The sequence below is a fragment of the Hyalangium gracile genome, from assembly GCF_020103725.1.
Classification (GTDB): Bacteria; Myxococcota; Myxococcia; order Myxococcales; family Myxococcaceae; genus Hyalangium; species Hyalangium gracile.
The window spans coordinates 65,997-88,965 of sequence record NZ_JAHXBG010000020.1; the positions used below are offsets into that span (position 1 = coordinate 65,997).

The window sequence follows — 22,969 nt, forward strand, 5'->3', positions numbered from 1 at the left end:
CGGGAAGTGCGGTAGAACGCTCTGCGTGAAGGAGATCCGATGAGATTCCTGCTCTTCCTGGGGCTGCTGGCCGGCGGTGTGGTCGCCACCCTGCCCTGGGCCAATGCCTGGCTGGACGCTTCGGGTCTGCGCCAGGACGCGGCCTCCGCTCCCCAGGTGGCCCGCTCCAACTCCGCGCTGAGGGCGGGGGCCATCGCGCACTTCATGCTGAAGGCCGCCAAGGAGCGAGGGGCGGCGCTCACCCCGGAGGGCCTCCGCATCGAGGTGGAGGCGGCGCGCAAGGGCGCCCTCAACCTCCAGGGTGGGGCGCTCGAGGTGCAGGGCGAGAACGCGCCCGCCACCGTGTCCATCCAGAAGGCCACCATCCACGTCCAGTACGACCAGCCCATCTACCTGGGGCTCACCAGGCGCGTGGAGTTCACCGTGGAGGCGGAGGGCATCGGCGACGGGGGGCCCTCGACGTTCCCCTCGGCGGATGAGAAGGAGGCGGGCGCCGCCGCCGAGTAGCGGGCAGCCAGCCGAGCGGCTCCGGCTCAGAGCATGGCCGTCTCGCCCTCGACGCCGAGCAGCACGGTGCCGATGGTCTCCAGCGTGGGCGGCGCCACCATGGCGTGGTGCGTGGCGACGTGGACGTCGCGGAAGCAGCGCTGCAGCGGGTGGGTGCGGAAGACGGCGGGGCCGCCGGCGAGCTCGTACACCATGTCCACGACGCGCGCCGACGTGCGGGTGGCGTGGGTATAGGACAGCCGCAGGTCGGCGCGGGTGCGCAGGGAGACCTCGTTGCGCGCTCCGGCGTCGAAGGCCTGGTGGACGGCCTCGTAGAGCAGGGCGCGCGCGGAGCGCAGGAGCCCCTCGGCCTCGGCCACCGTCTGCTGCGCGGCGGGCCGCGAGGCGAGCGGCTTGCGGCTGGGCATCATCAGCTTCTGGTTGGCCAGCGTGGTGAACTCGTCGAGGGCGCGGCGGGCAATGCCCAGCGCGACGGCGGGCAGCCCCACGCCCAGCAGCCCGAAGGTGGGGAAGCCATAGAGGGGCGCTGCGACGCGCGGACGCTCACCCAGCAGCGAGAGGGTGTACTCCGTGGGCACGAAGAGGTCCTTCACCTCGATGTCGCAGCTGCCGGTGCCACACAGGCCCGAGGCGTGCCAGGTGTCATGGAGCACCGCGTCCTTGGCGGGGAACACCAGCGTGCGCATCTCGGGCAGGCCCCTGGGAGTCATCTGCGGCTTGCCGCCCTGGGTCACCACGGCGCCTCCCATGAGCCACTGACAGTGGTGGCTGCCACTGGCCCAGCCCCAGCGCCCGGAGACGCGATAGCCGCCCTCTACCCGCTCGGCGCGTCCGATCGGCGCCGCCACGCCTCCGGTGATGGTCTCCGAGGGCTCGTAGATGGCGCGCGCGGAGGACTCGGGCAGCCAGGCCGACACCATCGCGGTGGCGGCGCCAATCATGACGCACCAGCCGGTGGAGCCGTCCGCGCGGGACAGCTCCTCGATGATCTCGATGCTCCGCGCGGGGTGCAGCTCGAGGCCGCCATAGGCCTCTGGGATGAACATGCGGAAGAAGCCGGCCTGGGCCAGCTCCCGGGCGAGCTCCTCTGGCAGCTTGCGGGCGGACTCGATCTCCTCGGCGCGAGCGGAGATGCGAGGAGCGACCTGCCGGGCAGTGGCGAGCAAGGGATGGACCGACGTCTCTGTGGACTGGGGAGTGGGAGGCCTCATGGCGCTGGAGCGTAGGAGGAGCCGGAGCTGGTTGCCAGCGTGAGCGCGACTGCCGATGCTGGAGCGCCGCGGTCGGTGACATCCCGATGGGGAGCCACTTCCGCAACTTCTACTCGACGGCGCTTTGGCAGCAAGTGGAGCGGCTCGAGCCGGACTTCACGCCCGAGGGCTCCGAGTGGTGATCCAACGAGCCTGTGCCCGACACGTGCACCGGAGTGTGGAGGAGCACATGGCCAGCAGCCTGCTGGGTCCACGTCATGGGCCTGGAGCCTGGCTCGCCAGCGCCTCGACCTGGTCCTTGCAATGCCGACAGCGTTCCCGAAACTCTTCGCTGAGCTCGCTCGAGCCGACGAGCCGTCCCCAGTAGCTCACGGCACAGCGGGCGGCGTGGGACCAGACATCGAGGTTGTCCGCGGTCGGAGGAGACGGGCTGAAGGTGCGCTCGATGATCTCCGCCTCAACGGGCGCGAAGACCATGGGCAGCATGTCGTAGACCGGTGCGAGCCTGAATCGACCCTCGCCCTCCACGAAGAACGAGAGGTTGCCGAAGTGCCGGTCCGTGTTGCCGATGAGCTGCCCGAAGGCATCGAGCCAGCGCATCCTGCGAGCATCCTCCGCGTCGATGAGCCGCTCGGCGAGCATGCGTTGAGCCGCCTGGGTCCACGTGTCCCGGTGTCCGAAGTACTCGTCGTCGATGCTACCCAGCGACAACAGGGCCTTCCTTCCGCGGAGACCGATGCGGTCGAAGCGGTGGACCTCCAGGAACCGACGTCCCTCGATGAGCAATGAGCGTGAGGTTGCGGCCGGGATCCCCTCCGCGTGAACCGCTTCGAGTGCGAAGCTTTCGCTGACCAGCAGGTCTCTCCATCGCCGAGCGGCAGCGCTCTCGTCTTCGCCCGAGAACTTCACGAGGACATGGCGGCCTTCGGAGTACGCGCTGAACTTGGGCTGCTCTCCGCCCGCGGAGGAGCCCGGTTGCCCGGCGAGAGAAGCGCGAGCCAGCTCTGGGTAGTCACGGGGCTGGACCGAGCGGGGTATTTGCGCGAGGAATCGATTCAGCGACTCATCTCCCAGGATGAGGTCGCCCACGCAGTCCTCGCCTCTTCGGGCGAGTGCGATCAGCCGATGATCATCCCTCCAGTCGCTGATGCGCGGAGGCAGCTCGAGTTCGGGGGAGCGCTTGCTGAAGCCCCGACCGACATAGCCCTGCGGGCTCATCTCGGCCGAGAAGGGGGGCAGCCCTTCGTAGAACCTGCCGGGGCTCTGCTCCCTGGCGAGCCACTGATGATCGTCGGCCAGGAAATGGAGGGTCCCATGTCGATGGATGCTCCCCTTTTCATCGGCTTGATAGACGGGGATGCGTGTGCCGAGTGAAGGGACGGACCGGGTGAGTGCGTAGTGGACCCGTGGGCCTGCTCCCATCTTGCAGACCCGGTCGCCTGCCTCCGTGATGAGGCGAGAGATCGTCGGCTGTGAGACTCCCAGCCTCTCTCGAAGCTCGCTCGCTCGCGCATTGCCGAGGCGACGCAGCTCGGTCAGGAGTTGATCCACGGAGGCCATGGTCCACTTCTACGATCGAGATGAGTGAATAGCTCGGTGAATAGATGGATGAATGGCTTTTGGATGTAACCTGTTGATATGTAAAGGCTGTCGGTTGCGGATGGGGCTTGGGTTGAATAGGTGCTGAGAGGCTAGCTTCCTGCCCGAGAAGGGAGCTGGAGAGCGAAGGAGCGCTCGGGCAGCCACGCCACGAGTCGCTCGGCGGCAGCCTCGAGCGCCGCGCCGACCCGGAGCGCGCGCCCTCCAAGTGGCACCCGCATGATGCGCACCTCGCTCAGGCGTCCGAAGGTCCTCAGTCGCAGGGTGGTCTCCTCCGGCACCGCTCCCGTGGCCGGCAGCACGAGCGCTCCGCGACGCGTGTCCAGGCACGCCAGATAGGTGACGAGCTGCTGGAAGTCATCCGCCGGTGGCAGGCCGTCGGCGGGGAGCTTGTACTTGGCATCGATGACGAGCCGGGCGCCGCCGTGCTCGAGGACGATGTCTGGGATGGCGGTGAGCTGGCTCTCGGTGTCCAGCGAGAGCGGGCGCTGCGCATGACACGCCATGCCCCGAGCGTCCGCCACGCGGGCCAGGGCTCGGGTGATGGCGGCCTCGAACAGGGGCGCGAGCCGGATGACGAAGGAGGCCAGGGGCTGGACACCAGGAGTTGCCTGCACACCCGCGCCCTCCAGGATGAGGCGCGCGAGCCCCACCGCCGGCCCATACGGAGTGAAGCGCCGGTCCGAGGCCAGCATCCGCAGCGCGGCCCGCACCTCAGCCAGCGGCTGCACGTCGGCCAGCGTGGAGGCCAGCGCGTTCGCCTGGGCCGCGACGCGTGAGCCGAAGGCGCTGGAGCGCTCCAGCACCCTGAGTGCCGCGAGCAGCACCCGGTTTGGTGCAACGTCCGGAGTGAACTCGTCGAACCGGCATGACAGCAGGTGACGGTGCGTGGGCGGCCGGGAGACATCCCTGCTCACGAGCCAGCGTCCGCGCAGCGTCGGGCGCTCATCCTCTTCTTCCCGGTAGCCGCGCACCCAGCCGCCGCGAGCCAGCCGCTCCACCCTGCGCAGGTAGAGCGTGCCGAGCAGCGAGAGCAGCTCGTCCGCCGAGTCCGAGCCGACGACGTCCCCGCCCCAGGCCACCTCCCTCGAGGCGTAATCGACCAGCGCGAGCAGGTTGAGCCCTGGCACCTTGGGCCGCACGTGCAGCGTCCCGCCCGGGAGCGACACCAGCCCCGCCACGCCCTGGGCCCGGAGCCGGAAGCCTCCCACGGAGGGCTCGACGGACAGCGCCGAGCCCAGGTGCGCCTGCGCCACGAGTACGTCCGAGGGCGAGAGCGGCAGCTCGCTCCACTCCCACTCGGTGAGGGTCCACGCCGTCATTCCGCCATGTCCACCGCGCCGGGGCGGGCCGCATCGAAGAGGGCGCGCAATTCCGTCACCACCTGCGGCGAGTCGTAGAAGCAGTCCTCCAGCATCGGGGCGATGTCATGGCGCCAGATGCGCTCGACGCGCGAGCTGTCCAGGTCCTTGTCCATGAAGAACGAGTGGCCCACGCAGAACTCGCGGCCCGGCGAGCGGGCGATGCGCGAGTTCACCGCCTCCAGACCCTCGACGACCCAGTCACACACGTCCGGCGCCACGTCCCACTTGAGCAGGTTGCGCCGCAGCACCTCCACGTCCGGATCCATCCGCACGAAGTGGAACCGGCGCCGCAGCGCCACGTCGATCTGCGCGATGGACCGGTCCGCGCTGTTCATCGTCCCGATGAGGTAGAGGTTGGGCGGCAGCTCGAACAAGTCCCCCGAGCCCGCCAGTCGCACCCGCTCCTCGCGGTACTCCAGCAGATAGAGCAGCTCGCCGAAGACGCGCGGCAGGGCGGCGCGATTGATTTCATCGATGAGCAGCACGAAGCGCTCGGTGGGCGAGGCCTGGGCCTTCTCCGCCAGGGCCTTGAGGATGCCGGGGCGGTACTCGTAGCGCAGCCCTCCCGGGGCCTGGGGATCCACCTGGGGTCGCAGGCCCTCGACGAAGTCCTCGTAGGAGTAGGCGGGGTGGAACTGGACGCGCTCGCAGCGGGCCTCGGCGCCGGCCTGGTAGCGCGCCAGCTCCCGGGCGATGAACGTCTTCCCCGTGCCGGGCGGCCCATAGAGGATGAGCTGGCGCCGGTGCTCCAGCAGTGCGCACAGCTCCTCCAGCCGCTCGCGCCGCAGCGAGGTGACGTGCAGGAAGCGCTCGGCGGGATCCAGCTCCTTGGGAGGTTGCTGATCCAGCCGGGCCTTGAGCCAGTAGAGGAAGCGCCGCATGGCCTGCGTGGCCGGCAGCCCCGCCGCGGACATGTGAGGCGCCAGCGCCTCCCGGAGCGCATCGTTGGAGCGCACCGCCAGCGTGCCGGGCGAGAGCGAGGCGGGCAGCGGCGGCAGCCCGAGCATCTCCATCATTCGCGCCTTCCCGTGGTCTCCCTCGGAGGCGTAGACACCCAGGAAGCGCTCGGGCTGGACGAGCGCCAGACACTTCATCAGCACGCCCTCGCCCAGCCCCTGCACGTACGTGGGGCTGCTCTTGTCGAGCGCGCGGTCCAGGCGCTGCTCCACCCGGCCCTCGCCGTAGAGCACGTCGCGCAGCGTGGCGCGGAAGCGGCCGAGTTCGTCCTCGCCGGCCTCCAGGAAGAAGCGGTTGAGGCGGGCGACGGAGCCGGGCGAGCCGAGCACGCCCAGCTGGAACACGGGCCGGAAGTCCTCCGGCGTGAGCCGGTCGAGCGCATCCTTCGCCAGCAGCCGTGCCCAGGCCTCGCGCTGCTGCGCATCCCGCGAGTCCGTCTCGTCCGGGTAGCCCGAGGTGCGGCGCCACTCGTCCACCCACGCCGCCAGATCCAACACGCGCGGCACCTGGGCCACGGACGGCTCGGGAGCGGTGGCGGCGGGGCCCAGGTACGGAGCGAGCACCTCGTGCACCTCAGGGTTGCGGTCCCAGACGAGCCGGGCGAGGTGGGGCAGCTCGTCGGCGCGGATGGGCAGCACCATGCCGCTGCGAGGCGAGGCCATCATCATCCCCGACAGCGTCGAGTGCGCCTGGATGGCCGCCAGCGGGATGGGTTGGGGGAGCACATCGGTGAGGAACTCCACCTCGAAGCGCGTCTCCTCTCCGACGGGCACGGGCGCGGCCACCAGCCTGCCGAGCCCCAGCACCTCTCGCACGGGGCTGGCCTGATAGAGGAAGACCAGGTCCCCGGGCTCGGCGTCCTGGAGCCACTCGCGCGAGCTGCGCTGGGTGGCCGTCCACGTGCTGCGCCGGCCGCGCCGCAGCTCGGTGCGCAGGTTGCGCCGGGAGAGCATGTTGCGGACGACCCAGGCGCCCACCTCCTCCTCGGGCTCGCCGCCGATGTCGTCCTCCGGCGGGCCGTCCTCCAATTCCTCCACCTTCTTCCGGGCGAGGTAGCCCCCCTGCTTCCTGTCACACAGCCAGTGGCAGAAGGCGTCGAAGTGGTCCGCGTCCTGGATGCCCAGGGGCTTGAGGCGCTCGAGCACGGAGCGCAGCGTGGCGTTGGCCTCCAGGTAGTGCTCGATGGCGACGCTCACCTCGCGAGGCTCGCCCCACAGCGCCAGGCAGAAGTTGCCCGCGCGGCGGCTCTTGGCGTTGACGACGAGGTACAGGTCCGGCCGCAGGCAGTGCAGCGCCGGGCTGAGGAAGCCCGAGCGGAACCCCTTGGACAGCGGCGAGGCGGCGAAGGCATCGAGGGCGGCCTGCTGGGGCCCGCGCTCCAGCGCTCGGAGCAGGCGCAGGATGTGGCTGGCGACCTCTCGCCACGCGGCCTCGTCCGGCACCCAGCCCACGTTCTGGAACCAGAGCTTTATCTCCCGATTGATGACGGCCCAGCGCGCGGTCCACGCGCCGCGCTGGCGGTTGAAGGGGGTGTCGCGGTGGGGCAGCAGCTTCGCCAGCACCCGCTCCGTCACGTCCTCGCCGGCGTCCGCGCGGCGGCAGAGGTCCTCGAACGCGGAGCGAGCGAAGGCGGCGTCCACGGCATAACGGGCCAGGTGCGCCTGTCCGGCGGGCTGATGGACGAAGCGCTGGAGGAACTGGGCGACGAGCTCGGGCAGGGGTGGCAGGACATTCACGTGGCGGGCCTCGCCAGCGTCCTGGCCGACTCCACCGGGCGAGGCTCGAAGCACGCCCGGCCGAGGGGCAGGCAGGACCGGTTGGGTAGGGTGCCACTCACACTACCCAGCAGCACTCCCGGGTGCCACGATTATTCGGCGCGGCCTGCACGGCTGGTAGGGAAAGGGCCGTGCTGGGCGTGTGGCCACCGACCCGGGCACGGGCCCGGAGTCGACACGTCTCCAGGCCCCTTTTCTGGCGGCGGGCGCTCGACTACCTTGCGCCGCCCTTCAGCCTTCCCCTTCACGAGGAACCGACGATGCCCAGGATCTCCCAGGCCCAGACGCAGGAGCGCAACGCCTTCCTGCTCGAGCTCATCCGCGACCAGCCGGACATCACCCGCGAGGAGGCGCAGGAGCGCTTCGAGGAGAAGTTCGACGCCACGCTCAACCCGAAGCTCTTCCAGCAGCTCCGGGAGCAGGCGGAGCAGGAGCGCGCGGCCCCGCCGGCCGAGGAGCCCTCGCGCGACGAGCAGGACTCCGCGGAGGACGATGCTCCCCAGTCCAAGCCCGCGGCCAGCGCCGCCGAGGGCACCAACGGCGCCTCCGCCCAGCCCGCCAAGGCCAAGGCCAAGGGCGCGAAGCAGAAGAACCTCTTCGTGGACGCGCCGAAGGAGCAGCTGGTCTTCCTGGAGCGCATCGTGCAGCAGCTCCAGGAGGCGGGCGCCTCCAACGTGCGCATCGACCACTCCACGGACCGCTGGATGGTCCTCGTGGTGGACGGCAAGTAGCACCGCGCAAGACGGCAGATGAGCCAGAGGGAGACCCGCGACGACGGTCATCACTCCCTCACCGGCGACAGGCCCCGCGCCACGCCGCTTACAAGCGGAAGCCCATGGACACTCCGCCCGTGGGCCCGCTCAGCGACACCGAGAAGCCCCCCGGAGTGAGGTCCCTGCCGCGGAACTCGAAGTGGCGGGCCTGCTGGAAGTACCGGATGTAGCCAGCCTGGAGGCGGAAGTAGACCGGGCTGTTGGTGAGGACGAGCAGGGAGACGGTTCCACTCGCGCCGAAGAGCCACTGAAAGGCTCGGACCTCGGTGATCGAGTCCGGGGCGGGGCCGGTGTCTGGAATCGGCGGGGCGCCGAAGGAGGTCTCCCCCGCGCCGATCGAAGCCTCGGCGGCCGCGGCGTGGACAGCCAGCCCCAGCGAGAACCGCCGGGACAGGGGGAGCTCCTTCTCCAGACCGAACCGGAGCGAGAAGACCTGGACGTCCTTCGAGAAATACCAGTCCAGCGCATTGCTCTCCCAGAGGTTCTCCACATCGAAGAACTGGCTCAGGGCCACGTGGACACCAAAGGTGGCTCGTGCGGCGGTGTCCCGGTCCGACGAGAAGCGAGGGAAGCCGACGGGGGAGGGAGGCAGCGGCGCGGCGGGATGACGCATGGCGGCAAGCGTGCCACCGACATCCAGGGCCACCCTCAGGGGAGCGGAGGTCTGCTCGGGCTCCTCGGCTCGCGCCACGGTGGGCAGGGCCGTGAGGCTCAGGAGCAAGGCGGTCGTGAGCAGGTGGATCGACAGTCCGCTCGGAGCATGGCGCATGTCCGGTGTCCCTCCTGTGAGTCGTCAACGACGGCCCGAGGAGCTTCCCATGAACGACGCAGGGCCGCACCACACCAGCTACGAGAAGATTGTCGAGCGCCCGGAGCAGTGGGGACTGGATGACACGGGTTACCGAGCGCTGAAGAAGAGCCCGTGGGTGGTGACCGAGAAGATCCACGGCGCCAACTTCGCGCTCCTGAGTGAAGGGCGGACGGTGCGCTGCGCCAGGCGCAAGGCGCTGCTGGCGGAGGGTGAGGACTTCTTCGGGCACACGGCGCTGCTGCCACGGCTCGTCCCGGCGGTGCTCCGGCTGTACACGGCGGTGCGCGCCAGCCACCCGGACACGGTGCGTGTGACGCTCTATGGCGAGCTGTTCGGCGGAGCCTATCCGCACCCGGAGGTGGCGCCGGTGCCGGGAGTGCAGGCGGTGCAGACGGGCGTGTACTACTCGCCGCGCATCGAGTTCTGCGCGTTCGATCTCGCGCGCAGCCCCAAGGCCGAGGCACTGCTGAAGCTGCTGGTGGAGGACATCCTGGAGCAGCTCGAGACGGACGCGGCAGACAGCCTGCGCGCCCTGGCGCCGGAGTCACGGGCGGCGCTCGAGGCGCACGTGCGGCAGGAGGCGGAGGATCTGCGCACGCTCTACTTCGAGCTGCGCCGCTGAGGGGCCTTGGCTGTCACCCCTTGCGGTCGCGCAGCCGGGTGTACGTGTACGAGATGACCAGCAGCATCACTCCCAGGAGGATGAAGGTGATGACGCGCTGATCCGTGGGCAGCCGCGCCAGGTCCACGATGAGCAGTCGCCCGAGCGCCAGGCCCAGCACGCCGAGGGCGGCGAGCCGGTACCTGCGCTCGCGCAGGGCAAAGCCCACCGCGAACATCCCGAAGGCCGCCACCACCCACCCGAGCGTGGTGAGCCCTCGGGGCATCCAGTCGCCCACCAGCCACACCAGCGCCAGCGCCGCGCCGCCGGCACACAGGGCGCGGAGCAGGCCCTGGGCCTGGAGCAACTCCGGTGGAGGCAGCCAGTCCGTCCGGAGCTCTCCGGCGCGCTCGACGAGCAGGAAGCACGCGAAGGCCACGCCATAGAGGATGGGAGGGCTGTCCACGATGAACCACGTGGCCCCGAGCCCCACGCACAGGATGGCCACGCCCACCCAGCGCAGGATGGGGGAGGCGGTGCCTCGCGCGGAGAGCCCCGTCACGACACCCGTCACCAGCCACGAGGCGACCAGCGGCGCGGCGTCGTACTGGGCCGGCATCGCCAGGGCGAGGGTGATGGCCCCCAGCGACAGGTAGGCATGGAACAGCACCGCGGGAGCCTGCCTCCACCATGCCACTCCGGCGGCGACGCCGTGCGCCACCGCCACGATGAGGATGAAGGTGAACAGGTCCGGCCTGCTCTGGCGCGCCACCTCATAGGAGCCCAGCCCCACCAGCCCCACCCAGTTGAGCAGGGCGAACGCCAGGCTGGCCCGAAGCGACAGCTCGCGAGGCCTCGCGAGCAGCGCCACCGAGAAGAGCAGGAAGTACACGGCGAGGAAGCCCAGGCTGAGCAGGAGCCGCTCGGGCTCGGTCGTGCCGTGCGCCACGCCGTCACTGCGCATCGCCCAGCTGACGTGCGTGCTGTAGACGGCGACGAGGCTCGACAGCGGCACGATGACCCAGCGGTTCTTCACCAGGAAGAAGAGCGCGCCGGCCGCCAGCAGCGTGGTGGACATCAACGTGAAGGACGTGATGTCACTGAGCATCCCCGTGTGGAGCCCGAGGAACAGGGCGATGCCCGCCACCGTCTCCGAGTGCATCCGGTGGGCGATGACGACGATGCCCACCACGAGCCCCGCCAGCAGCACCAACGCCAGCACCTGGCTGTCGATGACGCGCACCGACGGAATGAAGTGCAGCGCGTACGTGACGAAGTACGCGAGCGCCAGTCCGCCACCGAAGACGATGCGACCGAACAGCGAGTAGCGCTTCGACAGCCAGAGCCCGAACGCGCCGAGCCCCGCGCTCAGCACGTAGCCCAGCACCACCCGCACGAACACCCCCAGCTCTCCGAAGCGGTAGGTGATGAGGTACGCGATGCCGGTGATGAGGGCCACGATGCCCACGCGGCTCAGCCAGTACGTGCCGAGGTGCGCCTCCAGGTCTCGGGGCGCGGGAGCGGCGGGAGCCGGCGGCGGCGGTGCAGCCACGGGCCTGGGGGCGGGCACCGCGGGGGTTGCTCGCGCCTCCAACTGATGAAGCCGATCCTGCAATGAAGCGACGAGCGTCTCGAGTCGCTGCACCCGCTCTCGAAGCTCCTGCTCCCCGTCCTCTGCGCTCATGTGCGCATCCGTCCTCGTGCTCGCGGAAGGGCCCCGGCCCGCGCTTCCGGAGTCCACCATAGAGCGAGCGCCCGGGGTGGTGTGATGTCGTTCCAAGCCTCTGGAATCACTCGAGAGTCAACCACCGGGCATGTCAGACTGTCAGGTTATTCCGACCCCCCTCGACGAAGCGCCCAGGTGGGGTCATGCATCGGTTTTCGAAGTCCTTCTTCACGGCGATTCTCTTCACGGCAGTGTTCTCCTGCAGCTCCGGTCCCGCGGCGGAGGAGCCCGTTTCCGGGCAGGTGGGACAGACGCTGTCCACGCCTCGGAGGCTGTTGCCTTTCGTGCAACTCGCGGACGGCCGGGTGCTGGCGGCCGGAGGCCATGACGGCACGCGCACCCTCTCCTCGTGCGAGCTGTTCGATCCGGCCACGGGCCTGTGGAGCGCCACGGGCTCTCTCAAGGTGGCGCGCCGCAACCACGCCGCGGTGACGCTGGCGGATGGGCGGGTGCTGGTGGCGGGTGGCTCGCCTCAGCAGCTCGTCGGCATGCTGGCCAGCGTGGAGCTCTTTGATCCGGCCACGGGTGAGTGGACGACGGTGGCTCCCATGTCGGTGCCCCGCGTGGACCCGACCGCGGTGCTCCTGCCGGATGGGCGGGTGCTGGTGGTGGGCGGCTCGGACCTGGATCGGCGCCAGCTGCGCTCGGCCGAGCTGTTTGATCCCATCACCGGCACGTGGGCGACCACGGAGGCTCCGGGCTGGGGCCACGGCGGCGCGCAGACGGCGGCGGTGCTGAAGGACGGGCGCGTGCTCTTCGTGAGCGGCATGCAGGCGGAGCTGTTCGAGCCGTCCACGGGCCGCTGGACGAAGGCGGGGCCCGCGGGGGGCGCGGCGGGCACGCACCGCTCGGGCCACACCGTGACGCGGCTGTCGGATGGGCGGGTGCTGGTGGTGGGCGGCAGCACCTCGCGCGCGGCGGAGACGGCGGAGCTGTTCGATCCGGCCACGGACACGTGGACGCTCGTGGCGCCTCCGCACATGCCGCGCGAGAGCCACGGCGCGGTCGTCACCGCGGACGGCGCGGTGCTGGTGGTGGGCGGCGCTCACTTCTCCACGGGCACGCTGTCCTCGGCGGAGCACTTCGAGCCGGCCACGGGGACGTGGAGCCTGGTGACGTCGCTCCAGGCTCCGCGCCGTGGCGCCGGGGTGGTCCGGCTGCCGGGCGGCGAGGTGCTGCTGGTGGGGGGCTTCAACGATGCGGGCGGGACGCTCGCCAGCACCGAGCGGTACATGCCCGGCAGCGGCTGTGTCCCGGCCACCTGCGCGGGGCAGGGCGGGGCGTGCGGCGTGGTGGCGGACGGGTGCGGTGGGCTACTCGACTGTGGCCCGTGCGACGGCGGCGCGCAGTGCGCTTCGGATGACTGTGACGCGGGGACCGAGGTGGATGCCTCGGTCGTCATTCCCGTGCCCATCGTTCGGTAGGCACTGAGCGGCAGCCAGCGGTGAGCGGGCGCTCGGGGAAGCAGCGGCAGGCTGCTCCTCGGGCGCCCTCTGCTTTCTTGCCCGCGCCCGCCAGTGGCCGACGTGACATGCTGCGCCGCCATGCGTACGCCTTCGTTCTTCCTCCTGGGTTCCCTGCTGCTGTCCTCCGCCTGCGCTACCACCGGAGCTCCGCCTGCTCCTTCTCCCGAGAGCTCCGCGCCAGAGCGCCCTTTCGGCACGCTCCGCGAACAGGCCGAGCGCCAGCAGGCCTGGCTGAAGGAGCGGCTGGAGGTGGCGCTGCCCCGGCTCATGCGCCAGCACGGCGTCGAGATGTGGGTGGTGCCCATGCGCGAGTACAACGAGGACCCCGTCTTCAAGGCGCTCGTCTCCGCCAACTCGTTCGCGGCGCGGCGCCGCACCATCTTCGTCTTCCACGACATGGGGCCGGAGAAGGGCGTGGTGCGCCTCACCCTGGGAGGCGGCGCGCAGGGCGGCCTGTACGAGCAGCGCCGTCCGTCCCGGCCCGCGGATGGCGCGGGCTCGGGGCGGGTCATCGAGCCCTGGGGCCCCGAGCAGTGGCAGATGCTCAAGCAGGTGCTCGAGGAGCGTCAGCCGAAGTCCATCGCCATCAACGTGTCGCGCACCTTCGCCTTCGCCGACGGGCTCACGCATGGCGAGTACGAGGGGATGACGGAGGCGCTGGGCCCCACGTGGACCGCGCGCCTCAAGCCCTCCGGTGGGCTGCCGGTGGACCTGCTGGCCTGGCGCACCGAGGACGAGGAGCGCTTCTTCGCCGAGGAGAACAAGCTCGCCTGGAACATCATCGAGACGGCGTTCTCCAATGCCGTCATCACCCCCGGCGTCACCCGCGTGCAGGACGTGCAGTGGTGGATGCGCCAGCGGCTGGGCGATCTCGGCCTGGAGACGTGGTTCCATCCCTCCGTCAGCGTCCAGCGCCAGGGGGCAACCGACGCCCAGCTCGGAGACAACCCCGTCATCCAGCGCGGAGACGTGCTGCACTGTGACTTCGGCATCACCGCGCTGCGGCTGAACACCGACACCCAGCACATGGGCTACGTGCTGCGCGAGGCAGAGAAGGACGTGCCCGAGGGGCTCAAGCAGGCGCTGGCGCGCTCCAACCGGCTGCAGGACCTGGTGGTGGAGGAACTGCGCCCGGGCCGGACGGGCAACGAGGTGCTGCGCACGGTGCTCGAGCGGATGAGGCAGGAGGGCATCAACGGCACCGTCTACTCGCACCCCGTGGGACTGAACGGCCACGGCGCCGGCGCCATCGTCGGCCTGTGGGACCGTCAGGAGGGCGTGCCGGGCAATGGCGACCACACCATCATCCCGAGCATGTGGTACTCGGTGGAGCTGCAGGCGACCTCGCCCGTGGCGGAGTGGGGCGGACAGCCGGTGCGCTCGGCCCAGGAAGAGGACGTCATCATCGACGCCGAGGGCCGCGTGCGCTGGGCCTGGCAGCGGCAGACCACGTTCCACCTGGTGCGCTGAGGCACGCCTCCCCCTCAACACACCGCCCGCTCCGGGATTCAGTGTGCCTGAAACGCTCTGAAATTCCGCCCGCACTACGCTTTACGTGGCGTCGTTGTAACACTACCCTATGGGTGGGTAGGTTTCAACGGCGCGTGCATGAGCGGCGAAGAGCAACTCGACGAGACCCGGCGCGAGAGTGAGCTCGCGGATTCCTCTGCGGAGGCCCTCCTCCGGAGCCTGCGCCAGCATGGCGTGGAGGTGGAGCAGGAGCGCCTGCGGCAGGCCGGGGGACTGGCCGAAGCACTGACGCTCGCCGCCTCGTGGCTGCGAAGCGCTCGGAAGCGGAGCGCCTCGGTCACGGAGGGCGTGCGGCTGGTGCTGGAGCTGTGGCGGCGGCTTGGCCCGCGACCCCGGAGCCTGGGCCCGAAGGAGGGCGGCACGAAGGGGCTGCCGCGCGGCTTCCACGATGGCTTCATGGCCGCGCCGCTGGACCTGCGGCTCGCGCTGGCTCGCGAGGTCGCCGCGGATCCGCGCTTCGATGCGGAGGATGCGCTGGAGCTCGGGCGCAGGCTTCGCGGCCTGCTCCGAGAGGCCGGCCGTCGCGCCGAGCTCGAGGACATCCTCGCCGCCTGGGAGGCGCGCGCCCCCCACGCCTATCGAGCCGAGCCCGCGCTGCTCAGCTGGCGCGTGGAGTGTGCCCTGTCGCGTCCGGACGCGGATGTGCACGGCGCGCTGCTCGCCCTGGCCGCGTGGCGGGGGCACCTCGTCCCGCTGCTGAAGCTCGCCGAGTGGTGCCTGTACCGAGGCCGGGTGGACGCGGCGCTCGCGGGGCTCACCGCCGCCTGGCCGGGCGTGCGCGACAGCCCCCGGCTCTTCGGGTGGGACATCGAGGACTTCGCCCAGCGCGCCGTCTTCACCGTCCTGGACGCGGCGAGCCTGCGAGAGCCCGTGCCTGGACAGGACTGGCTGCACGAGCAGCTCCAGCCCTTCGGCCCCCTGGCCCCCGGATGGCTCGAGCGCGCCCAGGCCTGCCGCTCCGGCGAGTGGATGTGGAGGGGCACCGCCGCGAGCTGGTCCCTGCTCTCCCTGCAGCAGCTCCAGCTCGAGCAGCAGGAGCTGGTGATGGCCTTCGAGCGCGAGCTGCGGACCCGCTACCAGTGGCCGCTGGGGCGCACCCAGCTGCTCCACCCCTGGCTCCTCGTGCTGCTGCCCGAGGTGCCCCGAGGCCTGCGCGCCGTCATCGAGCCCGCGAGGGACCCGGCGACCCTGCTCCTCCCCGCCGAGTGGGTGCTGAAGGAGTGGGCGCGCTCCGGCTCCGACAGCCGCTACCGCCACCCGCACGCGGAGGCCGCCGTCGCCGCGGCCCTGCTGCCCTGGGGACACTTCCTGCGTCGGCTCGGCCTCATCAGCGCGGCGGAGCATGCGGATTGGAGGGTCCGCGTCACGCGGGCGCTCGCGCGGCTGCCCGAGCAGTTCGCCTCCGCGGACGATGCGGCGCTCGAGCAGGAGGTGCGCAAGGCGCTGCGGAGCGGCTGAGTCAGCTCCCCTCGGGCCGAGGCTCTCGCAGCCGGGTGATGAGCGTGCGCACCTCGGCCTCCGTGTCGGCGAACTCGAACTGCGCGTCCCACCTGCCCGTGAACAGCAGCCGGACGATGAGCCCCTTGGCCATGGCCCGCTGCGAGGGCCCCGCGCCCAGGTAGATGACGGCGCGGAACCACTCCGGGCGGGCCTGGTCGGTGAAGTAGCTCCGGTTCTCCGCCGCCATCGACGAGCCCGCCACGTCGATGACGAGGAAGAGCCGCTGCTGCTCCCCCAGCACCCGGACGATGTCCACCAGCGTCCGGGTGTGCTCCAGGGTGCTCGGGCCCGAGTACTTCACCCAGAGGATGTCCGGAGGCTCGAGCCACGCGCGGTGCGTGCCGAACATCCACTCCCTGCGCTCCGCCATGCTCGCTCCGCGCCCGCGTGGACTACGGAGTGCCCGTCATCGACTCGAGCAGCTTCACGAGCGCTTCCTTCTCCTCGGGCTCGAGGTTCAGCTTCTTGATGGTCTCCGTCTTCTTGCCGTGGAACGTGCCGTCCTCGTCGCCGCCCTTGTCGTAGAAGTCGATGACCTCCGCCAGCGTGTTCAGCTCGCCGGTGTGCATGTACGGCGCCGTCAGCGTGACGTTGCGCAGCGTGGGCGTCTTGTACGCCCCCTCCATCTCCGCGCGCTTCTCGGCCAGCGTCGAGCGCACGCCCGACAGCCGCGCCGCGTCCTGCCCATTGCGGTTGTCGCTGTAGGGCCCCGCCGCGTTGAACTTCCAGTTCAGCATCGGCTCGACGGCGTCCGTCTGCCCCGGCGCTCCGGCGCCCGAGTCCTTCACGCCGATGTTGTGGAAGAGGTTGTCGCTCATCGTCACGCCCTGGTGGCAGACGATGCACTGGCCCTTGCGGAAGTACGTCTTCAGCGCCAGGTAGGACGGATCCTCCTTCTCCCGGCCCTCCTCCACCGCCACGATGAAGCGCTTCACATCCTCGTCGAACGGCGAGCGCACCAGGTTCACCGTGCGCTCATAGGCCTGTATCAGCTTGCCAAAGTTGGCCAGCAGCTCGTCGTCCTCCGTCTCGTCCGGCGTCTTGGTGAACAGCTCCGTGTACTCGCCCATGTACGTGGCGTTCAGCTGCGCGCGCACGATGGTGGCGTTCGAGTCCATCTCCACGGGGCTCGTCAGCGGCAGGATGGCCTGGTTCCACAGCCGGTCCGCGCGCCCGTCCCACATGAACCAGCGCAGGTAGTCCACGTTGAGGATGGTGGGCGGGTTGCGGCCCGTCACCCCGCCGTTGCAGCCGTCCGCCTTGGCCGTCGCCACCGTGCGCCCGGCCCCGTCATGGCAGCTGGCGCACGACACCGTGCCGCAGCTCGACAGCTTCGGATTATGGAAGAGCCGGTTGCCCAGCGAGGCGGCCCGCACGTCGTCCGCGAAGCGGTTCGTCGGATCCACGGGCGGGCGCTGCGGCATGGTGTGCAGCTGGCGGAGCTTGTCGAGCTCGTCGAACGTGGGGAAGGGATCCTCGTTCTCGCACGCACTGGCCATCAGTCCCACCACGAGCAGTGCTGCCAGGCGGGTACTCAGGCGTTTCGCGTTCATAGCGGCTTGGGCTCCTGCGACAAGGGCGAGCAGTTCACGGATGGAAAGCCTTGTCGTCTGCGGCACATTGCCGTGCCTGAGGCCAGGGAATCAATCCACCCGGCCGGCCATCCCCAGGGCGGACTCCGCGCTCCAAGGAGCCAAGAATCAGGGGGCGAGGAGGACCTCAGGGATTCCACTTAGGGTGGACGCAGCCAGCCGAGCAGGCGGCCGCGCAGCACGCCTAGTCACACGTGGCGCGAAAGTCCCGCGTGGCCGTCTCGTACTCGCGCAGCCTCACCGTCCCGGGCCGGGGGCTGAGCGTGGGCGCCTGCCCGCTCTCGCACTTCCAGTCCGTCCCGGGGCTTATCTCCAGCCGCAAGTCCGTGTCGCTCGGCAGATTGGAGACCACGTACAGGCAGCGCTCCCGGCTGGGCTTCACCATGATGGTGCCCAGCAGGCGCGTGGGCTCGCTGGCGTGGGCCACCCGTACCCTCACCCCGGAGCAGGAGGTGCTCTTTAGGCGTACCGCGCTCACCGGAGGCACGACGACACCGGTGAGGCTGGCGTTGCCCTCGCGCTCCAGCCGCTGCGCCCCCATGCCGGTGCTACAGCCGGCGGCGAGGCAGAGGGAGGCGGCGAGGACGAGGCGCGGGTCGAGCATGCCCTTCTTCTAACTCACGGGAGTGACTCGAGCGCCTCGAGCGCGGCCGAGGACTGCACCAGCCCGTAGCCGTTGTCCCAGTCCTTGCCCGGCGCGCCCAGGTCCTTCGCGGTGGACTCGAGCAGCTTGCGCACCTGGGCCGCGGTGAGCGAGGGCCGGGCGCTCCACACGAGGGCCGCCACCCCCGTCACGTGGGGGGCCGCCATGGAGGTGCCCGAGGAGAACGCGTAGTCCGACTTGTGCAGCTTCACGTGCGCCGGGAAGCCCGCCATCCGGCGCATGGAGACGCCCATGTCGTGGCTCACCAGCGCTCCGGGCACCCAGCTGCCGCGCCGGCCGATGGAGAGCACGCCCTGATCGCCCTCGCGGGCCACGTCCCCGAAGATGACCGCGCGCGCGCCCTGCTTCATCACGTAGGTGAGCTGGACGTGCGCCGGGACGCGATCGCTCCGGTCCACGTAGGCGACGAAGCCGTCGCAGGTGGCCTCGCGGCACGAGCCGGGCGAGGCGCCATCGCCGCAGTCCACGAGCCGGCCCGTCGTCCTGCCCGCGGGCGCCAGGTACAGCGGGCGCGAGGAGTAGGGGATGTCACCCACCTCCACCTGGGAGATGGTGCCCTGCTCCCGGATGATGGTGGAGAGCACGGAGACGCCCGGAGCCATCAGCGACAGGTTGCCCCCATGAGCGGAGAAGGGCGCGCGGCGCATCGACTGGTCCACCGCGCCCACCGCGAGCACCGAGGAGTAGGCGGCCGGGTAGTCCAGCGGACCGCCGGTGTTGCCCGCCGCGGCGATGACGAGCATGCCGTGGGCCGCCGCGGACTTGAACGCCTCGAACTCCATGCGGCTCTCGCCGCCGCCGCCCAGCGACAGCGAGGCGACGTGGGCCCCCTGCTGCTGGCACCACTCGAGGCCGGCGATGATGTCGCTGGCCCAGGCGACGCCCTCCTTGTTCAGCACGCGGGCGATGAGGAGCCGGGCGCCCGGGGCCACGCCCACCACGCCATTGGCGCTCATGTCCGGGCTCACGTTCGCGCTGCCCGAGCCCAGCTGGGCGGCGATGATGCCCGCCACGTGCGTGCCGTGGCCTTCGCCCCAGCCCTTCGCGTCCCCGTCCCACGGGGTGTCATCGTCGTCCACGAAGTCCTTGCCGCCCAGGAGGGTCCCCTTCAGCTCCGGGTGCTCCGGGTCGATGCCGCTGTCGATGACGCACACCTTGATGCCTTCGCCGGTGGGCGCTCCCAGGTCCAGGATGCCGTCCTGCTCCTTGTCCCAGACCCAGGGCGCCTCCACCATGTGCAGGCCCGGGGTGTACTCCCCGGCGCTGCCCTGCCGCACCGTCTGCTGCGCCACCCGGGCGCTGACCGGAGCGCTCAGTCCCAGCGAGCTGCGAGGCGCGTCCGGCTCGATGAACTCCACGCTCGGGTCCGTGGCGAGCGCCTCGCGCTCCTCGGGCGTCAGCCGCGCCACCACCGCCGGCACGCGCTGGAACACCCGGAGCACCTTGTCGCCCAGCCCCGACACGTGCGAGGCGCTCACGCCCTCCGCGTCCCGGTAGCGGATCAGGAAGCGCTGGCGGCCATCGACGAGCGCGCTCGAGTGCGTCAGCCTCGCCTCGCTGGAATCCTCGCCAGGCACCGCACCCGCCACGACTCCCGGGCACAGCAGTGCCTGTGAGCGGGTATCACCACCATCGTCCCCGCCGCACGCGGCCAGCGCGAGCAGTCCGAGGAGTCCCCAGCGCTTCATCATGACGTTCTCCAGATGCGGGCCCTTGGGACGGAAGCGGACACGAGGGCACTTCCGTATGGGGGGGCCGCCCAGTGGAAGAAGTGCATCGCATCCAGCTCTGACAACGGTCTGGAGCCGGCGGACGTATCGGAGGTATGCCGGTGCACAGGCATTCTGTTGTCGCGGTGAAGTCGCGGTTGGACGGGAGTGTCGGTGGCGCACACCCAGGTGGGAGCAGGTCAGCCCCGAGCGCTAGCGTGCGCTCAGTGAAGGAGGCGGCAGGATGACGCAGGAGATGTCCGACGATCGGCTCCAGGCCGTCCTGGCGCTGCCTCCGGCCCGACGCCATGCGTGGTTCCTCCAGCGCGTGCGCGAGTCGGGCGAGGTGTGGGGGCTGTACGCGGAGGGCTGGGCGCTGGCGTTCGATGACGAGGGGCGGGACGTGCTGCCCCTGTGGCCCACGGCGGCCTCCGCGCGGATGTGCGCCACGCGCCTGTGGGAGGGCTTCGAGCCGCGCTGCATCCCGCTGGCGGAGCTGGTGGAGCAGCTGTTGCCCGAGCTGGCCGAGGAGGGCATCCCCGTGGGCACCTTCTTCACGCCCCAGGGGCATGGCTGGCCGGTGACGGCGGCCGAGCTGCGCACCCAGCTCCTGGGGGGCGCGAGCGCCTGAGAGCGCCCGCCTGCCTGCTCTCACAGGAGCGAGACTTTTTCTTTTCGGGCGGGTTCGGTGTCCAATCGGAGAGTTACCGCGGCCGGCTTGCGCCTACCTTTGCCTCCGTGGTGCGCTCTGGATGACTTGATGACCACCGAAAGTACAGATTCGCCCCGCAGCCTCGGACGCTACGAACTCGTCCACCTGCTGGGCCAGGGCGGCATGGGTGAGGTGTACCTCGCCAAGATCTCCGGTGCGGCGGGCTTCGAGAAGCCGTGCATCGTGAAGACGATCCTCCCGACGCTGCTGAAGGACAGGCAGTTCCTGGATCGCTTCCACCACGAGGCCAAGGTGCTGGTGCACCTGGTGCACTCGTCCATTGCCCAGGTCTACGACATGGGCGAGGCCCACGGCACCTACTACATGGCGCTGGAGTACGTGGCCGGCGTGGACGTGGCGTACCTGGCCGAGCAGGCCCGCGCCCAGGGCCGGGCCATCCCCGTGCCGGTGGCGCTCTACATCGGCCAGAAGGTGGCCGAGGGGCTCGGCTACGCGCACCGCAAGGCGGGGCCGGATGGCACGCCGCTGGGCATCGTCCACCGGGACGTGTCCCCGCACAACGTGATGGTGTCCTACGAGGGCGAGGTGAAGGTCATCGACTTCGGCCTCGCCAAGTCCGCGGCGCGCAGCAAGTACACGCTGCCGTCCACGGTGATGGGCAAGCTGGGGTACATGTCCCCGGAGCAGGCCCGCGCCGAGCCGGTGGATCACCGCAGCGACATCTACTCGTGCGGCGTGATGGTATGGGAGCTGCTGGCTGGCCAGCCGCTCGTTCCCCACGGCACGGTGGGGGAGATGATGGCCGCCATGGGCAACCCCCGCGTGCCCTCGCTGCACGAGCTGCGGCCGGAGGTGGAGCCGGCCATCGACGCCGTGGTGCGTCGCGCGCTGGCGCCCAACCCCCAGGACCGCTACGGCCGCTCCGACGAGTTCGCCCGCGCGCTCAACGAGCAGCTGCTGCGCTCCAGCGCCTCGCTGGGGGCGGAGGAGGTGGGCAACTTCGTGAAGGGGCTCTGCCCGGAGGCGTTCTCCGCGCAGCGCAAGCTCATCTCGCGCATCTCGGGTGTGGGGCGAGTGCAGTCCACGCCTCCGGCCAGTGGAGGGGTGGGGCTGGTGGGAGTCTCCCCGCTGCCTGCGGGGGCGGATCCCCGGGTGGAGCTGGAGGCCACCTCGCTTCGCCCGCTCAGTGAGATGCAGCAGGAGGCGAGCCTGGGCGCCACGCTGCGTCCCATGGCGACTCCCATGCCCGGGGCCATCGTTCCTGCTCCCATGGCCTCGCCGGTCTCCCGGCAGGAGCTGGCGCCCGCTCCCGCGCCTGTCGTGGCCGCGCGGTCCGGAGCGGTGGCGCCAGCGCCCCGCCTGAGCCGCTCGATCATCGTGGGAGCCGTGCTCGGCCTGCTCGTGCTGATGATCGGTACCGCGGTGGCCACCGCGCACTTCATGGGAGACCGCTCGCCGCCTCCTCCTCCGCATTCCGGAGGTCCGATGCCCTTCGAGCCAGGGGGACCGCCTCCTCCCGGAGGGCCGCATGCGGGCCTGCCACCACGGCATGGAGGGGGACCGCATCCACCCGGACCGCCGCCGCACGAGCAGCCGCCTCCGCATGGGGCACCTCCGGAAGAGCTACCGCGGGGCGCCGCGGTCGCGGCGGAGGCCCCGTCGGGTGAGCCAGCGCCGGAGACCGTTCCCGCCGCGGGCTCGGAGGGTTCGGTCGCCGCGGCTCACACGGTAGGGAAGGAAGGCGCGGGCTCGGTCGCCCCGGCCGTGGCGACGGTGCAGGGGACTCGCGTGGAGCCTCCGGAGGCTTCCACGGAGGAGGAGCCGGCGGGCCAGGCCGCGGCGCCATCGAAGGCGCAGGCGGGGCAGCCCAGGTCGCGGGAGTCCAAGGCCGCCACGGCCCTGCCGCCGATCAAGGGACTGATCGCGGTGGAGCAGCTGAAGGGTGGGTACTTCGCCATCGGCTCGGGAGTCGCCCAGCTCCGCAAGGGCATGGTCGTGAAGGTGGTGGGGCCAAAGCCGAACGGAAAGCTGAAGGTGATTGGCTCCGCGACGGTCCTGGACAAGGGCGCCAGGGGCAGGCGGGCGAAGCTGGATATGGATGACGCGGCCCGTGCGGCCCAGGAGCAGCTCTTCCTGGTCATGCCCGACGGCGCTCCCGAGCTGGCGCAGGCGGTCGAGCCTCCGCCGGAGCCCGTTCCCCCTGTCTCCGCGCCGCCTCCACCGCCTCAGCCCAAGGTGCTGGATCTCTTCGTGCGCCTCGCCGGTACCATCGACAAGGAATACGTCATCGACAACCGGGAGAGCACGGTCCTGTCGCGCTGCACCGCCACGCTGACGGGCAAGAAGTGGAGCGAGATCAAGAGCCTCAAGACGGGCCCGAATCACGTGGATGCGGGCTCGTTCAAGCTGAAGCTGACCGTGCCCAACGTCGCCAAGGGCCGGATGCTCATCGAGTGCGCCGAGGGCGTCGCCGAGGTGGGCATCCGAGGCTGAGCGCCCCGGCCCCTCCTG

Annotated in this window: 18 protein-coding genes; 8 read left to right on the plus strand and 10 right to left on the minus strand. The window is 70.7% G+C overall.

Annotated elements, in window-relative coordinates:
- The first annotated feature begins 39 nt into the window (after positions 1 to 39).
- Entirely contained in the window at positions 40 to 507 is a 468-nt protein-coding gene (locus tag KY572_RS32940; protein WP_224247625.1) for a hypothetical protein, read from the plus strand.
- A 26-nt stretch (positions 508 to 533) separates the two neighbouring features.
- Here the strand turns inward: KY572_RS32940 and KY572_RS32945 are convergent, their stop codons facing one another.
- The 4 genes from KY572_RS32945 to KY572_RS32960 form a co-directional block, all read right to left on the minus strand.
- Positions 534 to 1,673, minus strand: coding sequence for an acyl-CoA dehydrogenase family protein (locus tag KY572_RS32945; protein ID WP_224247626.1), 1,140 nt, complete (start codon positions 1,671 to 1,673; stop codon positions 534 to 536).
- Between the two features lie 300 nt (positions 1,674 to 1,973).
- Positions 1,974 to 3,278 carry a type II toxin-antitoxin system HipA family toxin YjjJ gene (yjjJ, locus tag KY572_RS32950; protein WP_224247627.1) on the minus strand — a complete coding sequence of 435 codons (1,305 nt, stop codon included), beginning with the start codon at positions 3,276 to 3,278 and terminating at the stop codon, positions 1,974 to 1,976.
- A 131-nt stretch (positions 3,279 to 3,409) separates the two neighbouring features.
- Positions 3,410 to 4,639 carry an McrC family protein gene (locus tag KY572_RS32955; protein WP_224247628.1) on the minus strand — a complete coding sequence of 410 codons (1,230 nt, stop codon included), beginning with the start codon at positions 4,637 to 4,639 and terminating at the stop codon, positions 3,410 to 3,412.
- Positions 4,636 to 7,374, minus strand: a complete 2,739-nt coding sequence (locus KY572_RS32960; RefSeq protein WP_224247629.1) for an AAA family ATPase — start codon at positions 7,372 to 7,374, stop codon at positions 4,636 to 4,638. Before KY572_RS32960 ends, KY572_RS32955 begins: the two co-directional genes overlap by 4 nt.
- Before the next feature lie 299 nt (positions 7,375 to 7,673).
- Between KY572_RS32960 and KY572_RS32965 the strand changes: the two genes are divergently transcribed.
- Positions 7,674 to 8,144 (plus strand): hypothetical protein, encoded by a 471-nt coding sequence (locus tag KY572_RS32965; RefSeq protein WP_224247630.1) that lies wholly within the window; start codon positions 7,674 to 7,676, stop codon positions 8,142 to 8,144.
- 88 nt (positions 8,145 to 8,232) lie between these two features.
- On the opposite strand, the gene KY572_RS32970 is transcribed toward KY572_RS32965, so the two are convergent.
- On the minus strand, positions 8,233 to 8,955 hold the full coding sequence (locus tag KY572_RS32970; protein WP_224247631.1) for a hypothetical protein: 723 nt from the start codon (positions 8,953 to 8,955) through the stop codon (positions 8,233 to 8,235).
- A 49-nt stretch (positions 8,956 to 9,004) separates the two neighbouring features.
- Between KY572_RS32970 and KY572_RS32975 the strand changes: the two genes are divergently transcribed.
- On the plus strand, positions 9,005 to 9,619 hold the full coding sequence (locus KY572_RS32975; protein ID WP_224247632.1) for an RNA ligase family protein: 615 nt from the start codon (positions 9,005 to 9,007) through the stop codon (positions 9,617 to 9,619).
- 13 nt (positions 9,620 to 9,632) lie between these two features.
- Here KY572_RS32975 and KY572_RS32980 read toward each other — a convergent pair whose 3' ends face one another.
- Positions 9,633 to 11,282, minus strand: a complete 1,650-nt coding sequence (locus KY572_RS32980) for a DUF2339 domain-containing protein (RefSeq protein WP_224247633.1) — start codon at positions 11,280 to 11,282, stop codon at positions 9,633 to 9,635.
- A gap of 185 nt (positions 11,283 to 11,467) precedes the next feature.
- Between KY572_RS32980 and KY572_RS32985 the strand changes: the two genes are divergently transcribed.
- The 3 genes from KY572_RS32985 to KY572_RS32995 all read left to right on the plus strand — a co-directional run bounded on the left by KY572_RS32985 (position 11,468) and on the right by KY572_RS32995 (position 15,778).
- The gene (locus KY572_RS32985) at positions 11,468 to 12,748 is read left to right on the plus strand and encodes a Kelch repeat-containing protein (RefSeq protein WP_224247634.1); all 1,281 of its coding nucleotides are present in this window, start codon (positions 11,468 to 11,470) and stop codon (positions 12,746 to 12,748) included.
- 120 nt (positions 12,749 to 12,868) lie between these two features.
- Positions 12,869 to 14,260, plus strand: coding sequence for a M24 family metallopeptidase (locus KY572_RS32990; protein ID WP_224247635.1), 1,392 nt, complete (start codon positions 12,869 to 12,871; stop codon positions 14,258 to 14,260).
- Between the two features lie 138 nt (positions 14,261 to 14,398).
- Positions 14,399 to 15,778, plus strand: a complete 1,380-nt coding sequence (locus KY572_RS32995) for a hypothetical protein (RefSeq protein WP_224247636.1) — start codon at positions 14,399 to 14,401, stop codon at positions 15,776 to 15,778.
- Between the two features lies 1 nt (position 15,779).
- Here the strand turns inward: KY572_RS32995 and KY572_RS33000 are convergent, their stop codons facing one another.
- The 4 genes from KY572_RS33000 to KY572_RS47920 all read right to left on the minus strand — a co-directional run bounded on the left by KY572_RS33000 (position 15,780) and on the right by KY572_RS47920 (position 19,767).
- Positions 15,780 to 16,190 (minus strand): hypothetical protein, encoded by a 411-nt coding sequence (locus tag KY572_RS33000; RefSeq protein WP_224247637.1) that lies wholly within the window; start codon positions 16,188 to 16,190, stop codon positions 15,780 to 15,782.
- A gap of 22 nt (positions 16,191 to 16,212) precedes the next feature.
- The gene (locus KY572_RS33005; RefSeq protein ID WP_224247638.1) at positions 16,213 to 17,373 is read right to left on the minus strand and encodes a cytochrome-c peroxidase; all 1,161 of its coding nucleotides are present in this window, start codon (positions 17,371 to 17,373) and stop codon (positions 16,213 to 16,215) included.
- Positions 17,374 to 17,596: 223 nt separating this feature from the next.
- A complete protein-coding gene (locus KY572_RS33010; RefSeq protein ID WP_224247639.1) occupies positions 17,597 to 18,016 on the minus strand; it encodes a hypothetical protein in 420 nt (139 codons plus the stop codon).
- Positions 18,017 to 18,030: 14 nt separating this feature from the next.
- Complete coding sequence (locus KY572_RS47920; RefSeq protein ID WP_317987931.1) at positions 18,031 to 19,767, minus strand: S8 family serine peptidase; 1,737 nt, start codon at positions 19,765 to 19,767, stop codon at positions 18,031 to 18,033.
- 262 nt (positions 19,768 to 20,029) lie between these two features.
- Between KY572_RS47920 and KY572_RS33025 the strand changes: the two genes are divergently transcribed.
- Positions 20,030 to 20,416 (plus strand): DUF2750 domain-containing protein, encoded by a 387-nt coding sequence (locus KY572_RS33025; protein WP_224247640.1) that lies wholly within the window; start codon positions 20,030 to 20,032, stop codon positions 20,414 to 20,416.
- A gap of 129 nt (positions 20,417 to 20,545) precedes the next feature.
- Positions 20,546 to 22,951 carry a serine/threonine protein kinase gene (locus KY572_RS33030; protein WP_224247641.1) on the plus strand — a complete coding sequence of 802 codons (2,406 nt, stop codon included), beginning with the start codon at positions 20,546 to 20,548 and terminating at the stop codon, positions 22,949 to 22,951.
- The last annotated feature ends 18 nt before the right edge of the window (positions 22,952 to 22,969 follow it).

What these genes read in the sequence shown, in the direction of transcription:
- KY572_RS32980 (WP_224247633.1), bottom strand. Translation starts at nt 11,282, where the DNA reads ATGAGCGCAGAGGACGGGGAGCAGGAGCTTCGAGAGCGGGTGCAGCGA.
- KY572_RS32990 (WP_224247635.1), top strand. Translation starts at nt 12,869, where the DNA reads ATGCGTACGCCTTCGTTCTTCCTCCTGGGTTCCCTGCTGCTGTCCTCC.
- KY572_RS32975 (WP_224247632.1), top strand. Translation starts at nt 9,005, where the DNA reads ATGAACGACGCAGGGCCGCACCACACCAGCTACGAGAAGATTGTCGAG.
- KY572_RS32965 (WP_224247630.1), top strand. Translation starts at nt 7,674, where the DNA reads ATGCCCAGGATCTCCCAGGCCCAGACGCAGGAGCGCAACGCCTTCCTG.
- KY572_RS33025 (WP_224247640.1), top strand. Translation starts at nt 20,030, where the DNA reads ATGACGCAGGAGATGTCCGACGATCGGCTCCAGGCCGTCCTGGCGCTG.
- KY572_RS33005 (WP_224247638.1), bottom strand. Translation starts at nt 17,373, where the DNA reads ATGAACGCGAAACGCCTGAGTACCCGCCTGGCAGCACTGCTCGTGGTG.
- KY572_RS33030 (WP_224247641.1), top strand. Translation starts at nt 20,546, where the DNA reads ATGACCACCGAAAGTACAGATTCGCCCCGCAGCCTCGGACGCTACGAA.
- KY572_RS33010 (WP_224247639.1), bottom strand. Translation starts at nt 18,016, where the DNA reads ATGCTCGACCCGCGCCTCGTCCTCGCCGCCTCCCTCTGCCTCGCCGCC.
- KY572_RS32985 (WP_224247634.1), top strand. Translation starts at nt 11,468, where the DNA reads ATGCATCGGTTTTCGAAGTCCTTCTTCACGGCGATTCTCTTCACGGCA.
- KY572_RS32955 (WP_224247628.1), bottom strand. Translation starts at nt 4,639, where the DNA reads ATGACGGCGTGGACCCTCACCGAGTGGGAGTGGAGCGAGCTGCCGCTC.
- KY572_RS32940 (WP_224247625.1), top strand. Translation starts at nt 40, where the DNA reads ATGAGATTCCTGCTCTTCCTGGGGCTGCTGGCCGGCGGTGTGGTCGCC.
- KY572_RS47920 (WP_317987931.1), bottom strand. Translation starts at nt 19,767, where the DNA reads ATGATGAAGCGCTGGGGACTCCTCGGACTGCTCGCGCTGGCCGCGTGC.
- KY572_RS33000 (WP_224247637.1), bottom strand. Translation starts at nt 16,190, where the DNA reads ATGGCGGAGCGCAGGGAGTGGATGTTCGGCACGCACCGCGCGTGGCTC.
- yjjJ (WP_224247627.1), bottom strand. Translation starts at nt 3,278, where the DNA reads ATGGCCTCCGTGGATCAACTCCTGACCGAGCTGCGTCGCCTCGGCAAT.
- KY572_RS32970 (WP_224247631.1), bottom strand. Translation starts at nt 8,955, where the DNA reads ATGCGCCATGCTCCGAGCGGACTGTCGATCCACCTGCTCACGACCGCC.
- KY572_RS32995 (WP_224247636.1), top strand. Translation starts at nt 14,399, where the DNA reads ATGAGCGGCGAAGAGCAACTCGACGAGACCCGGCGCGAGAGTGAGCTC.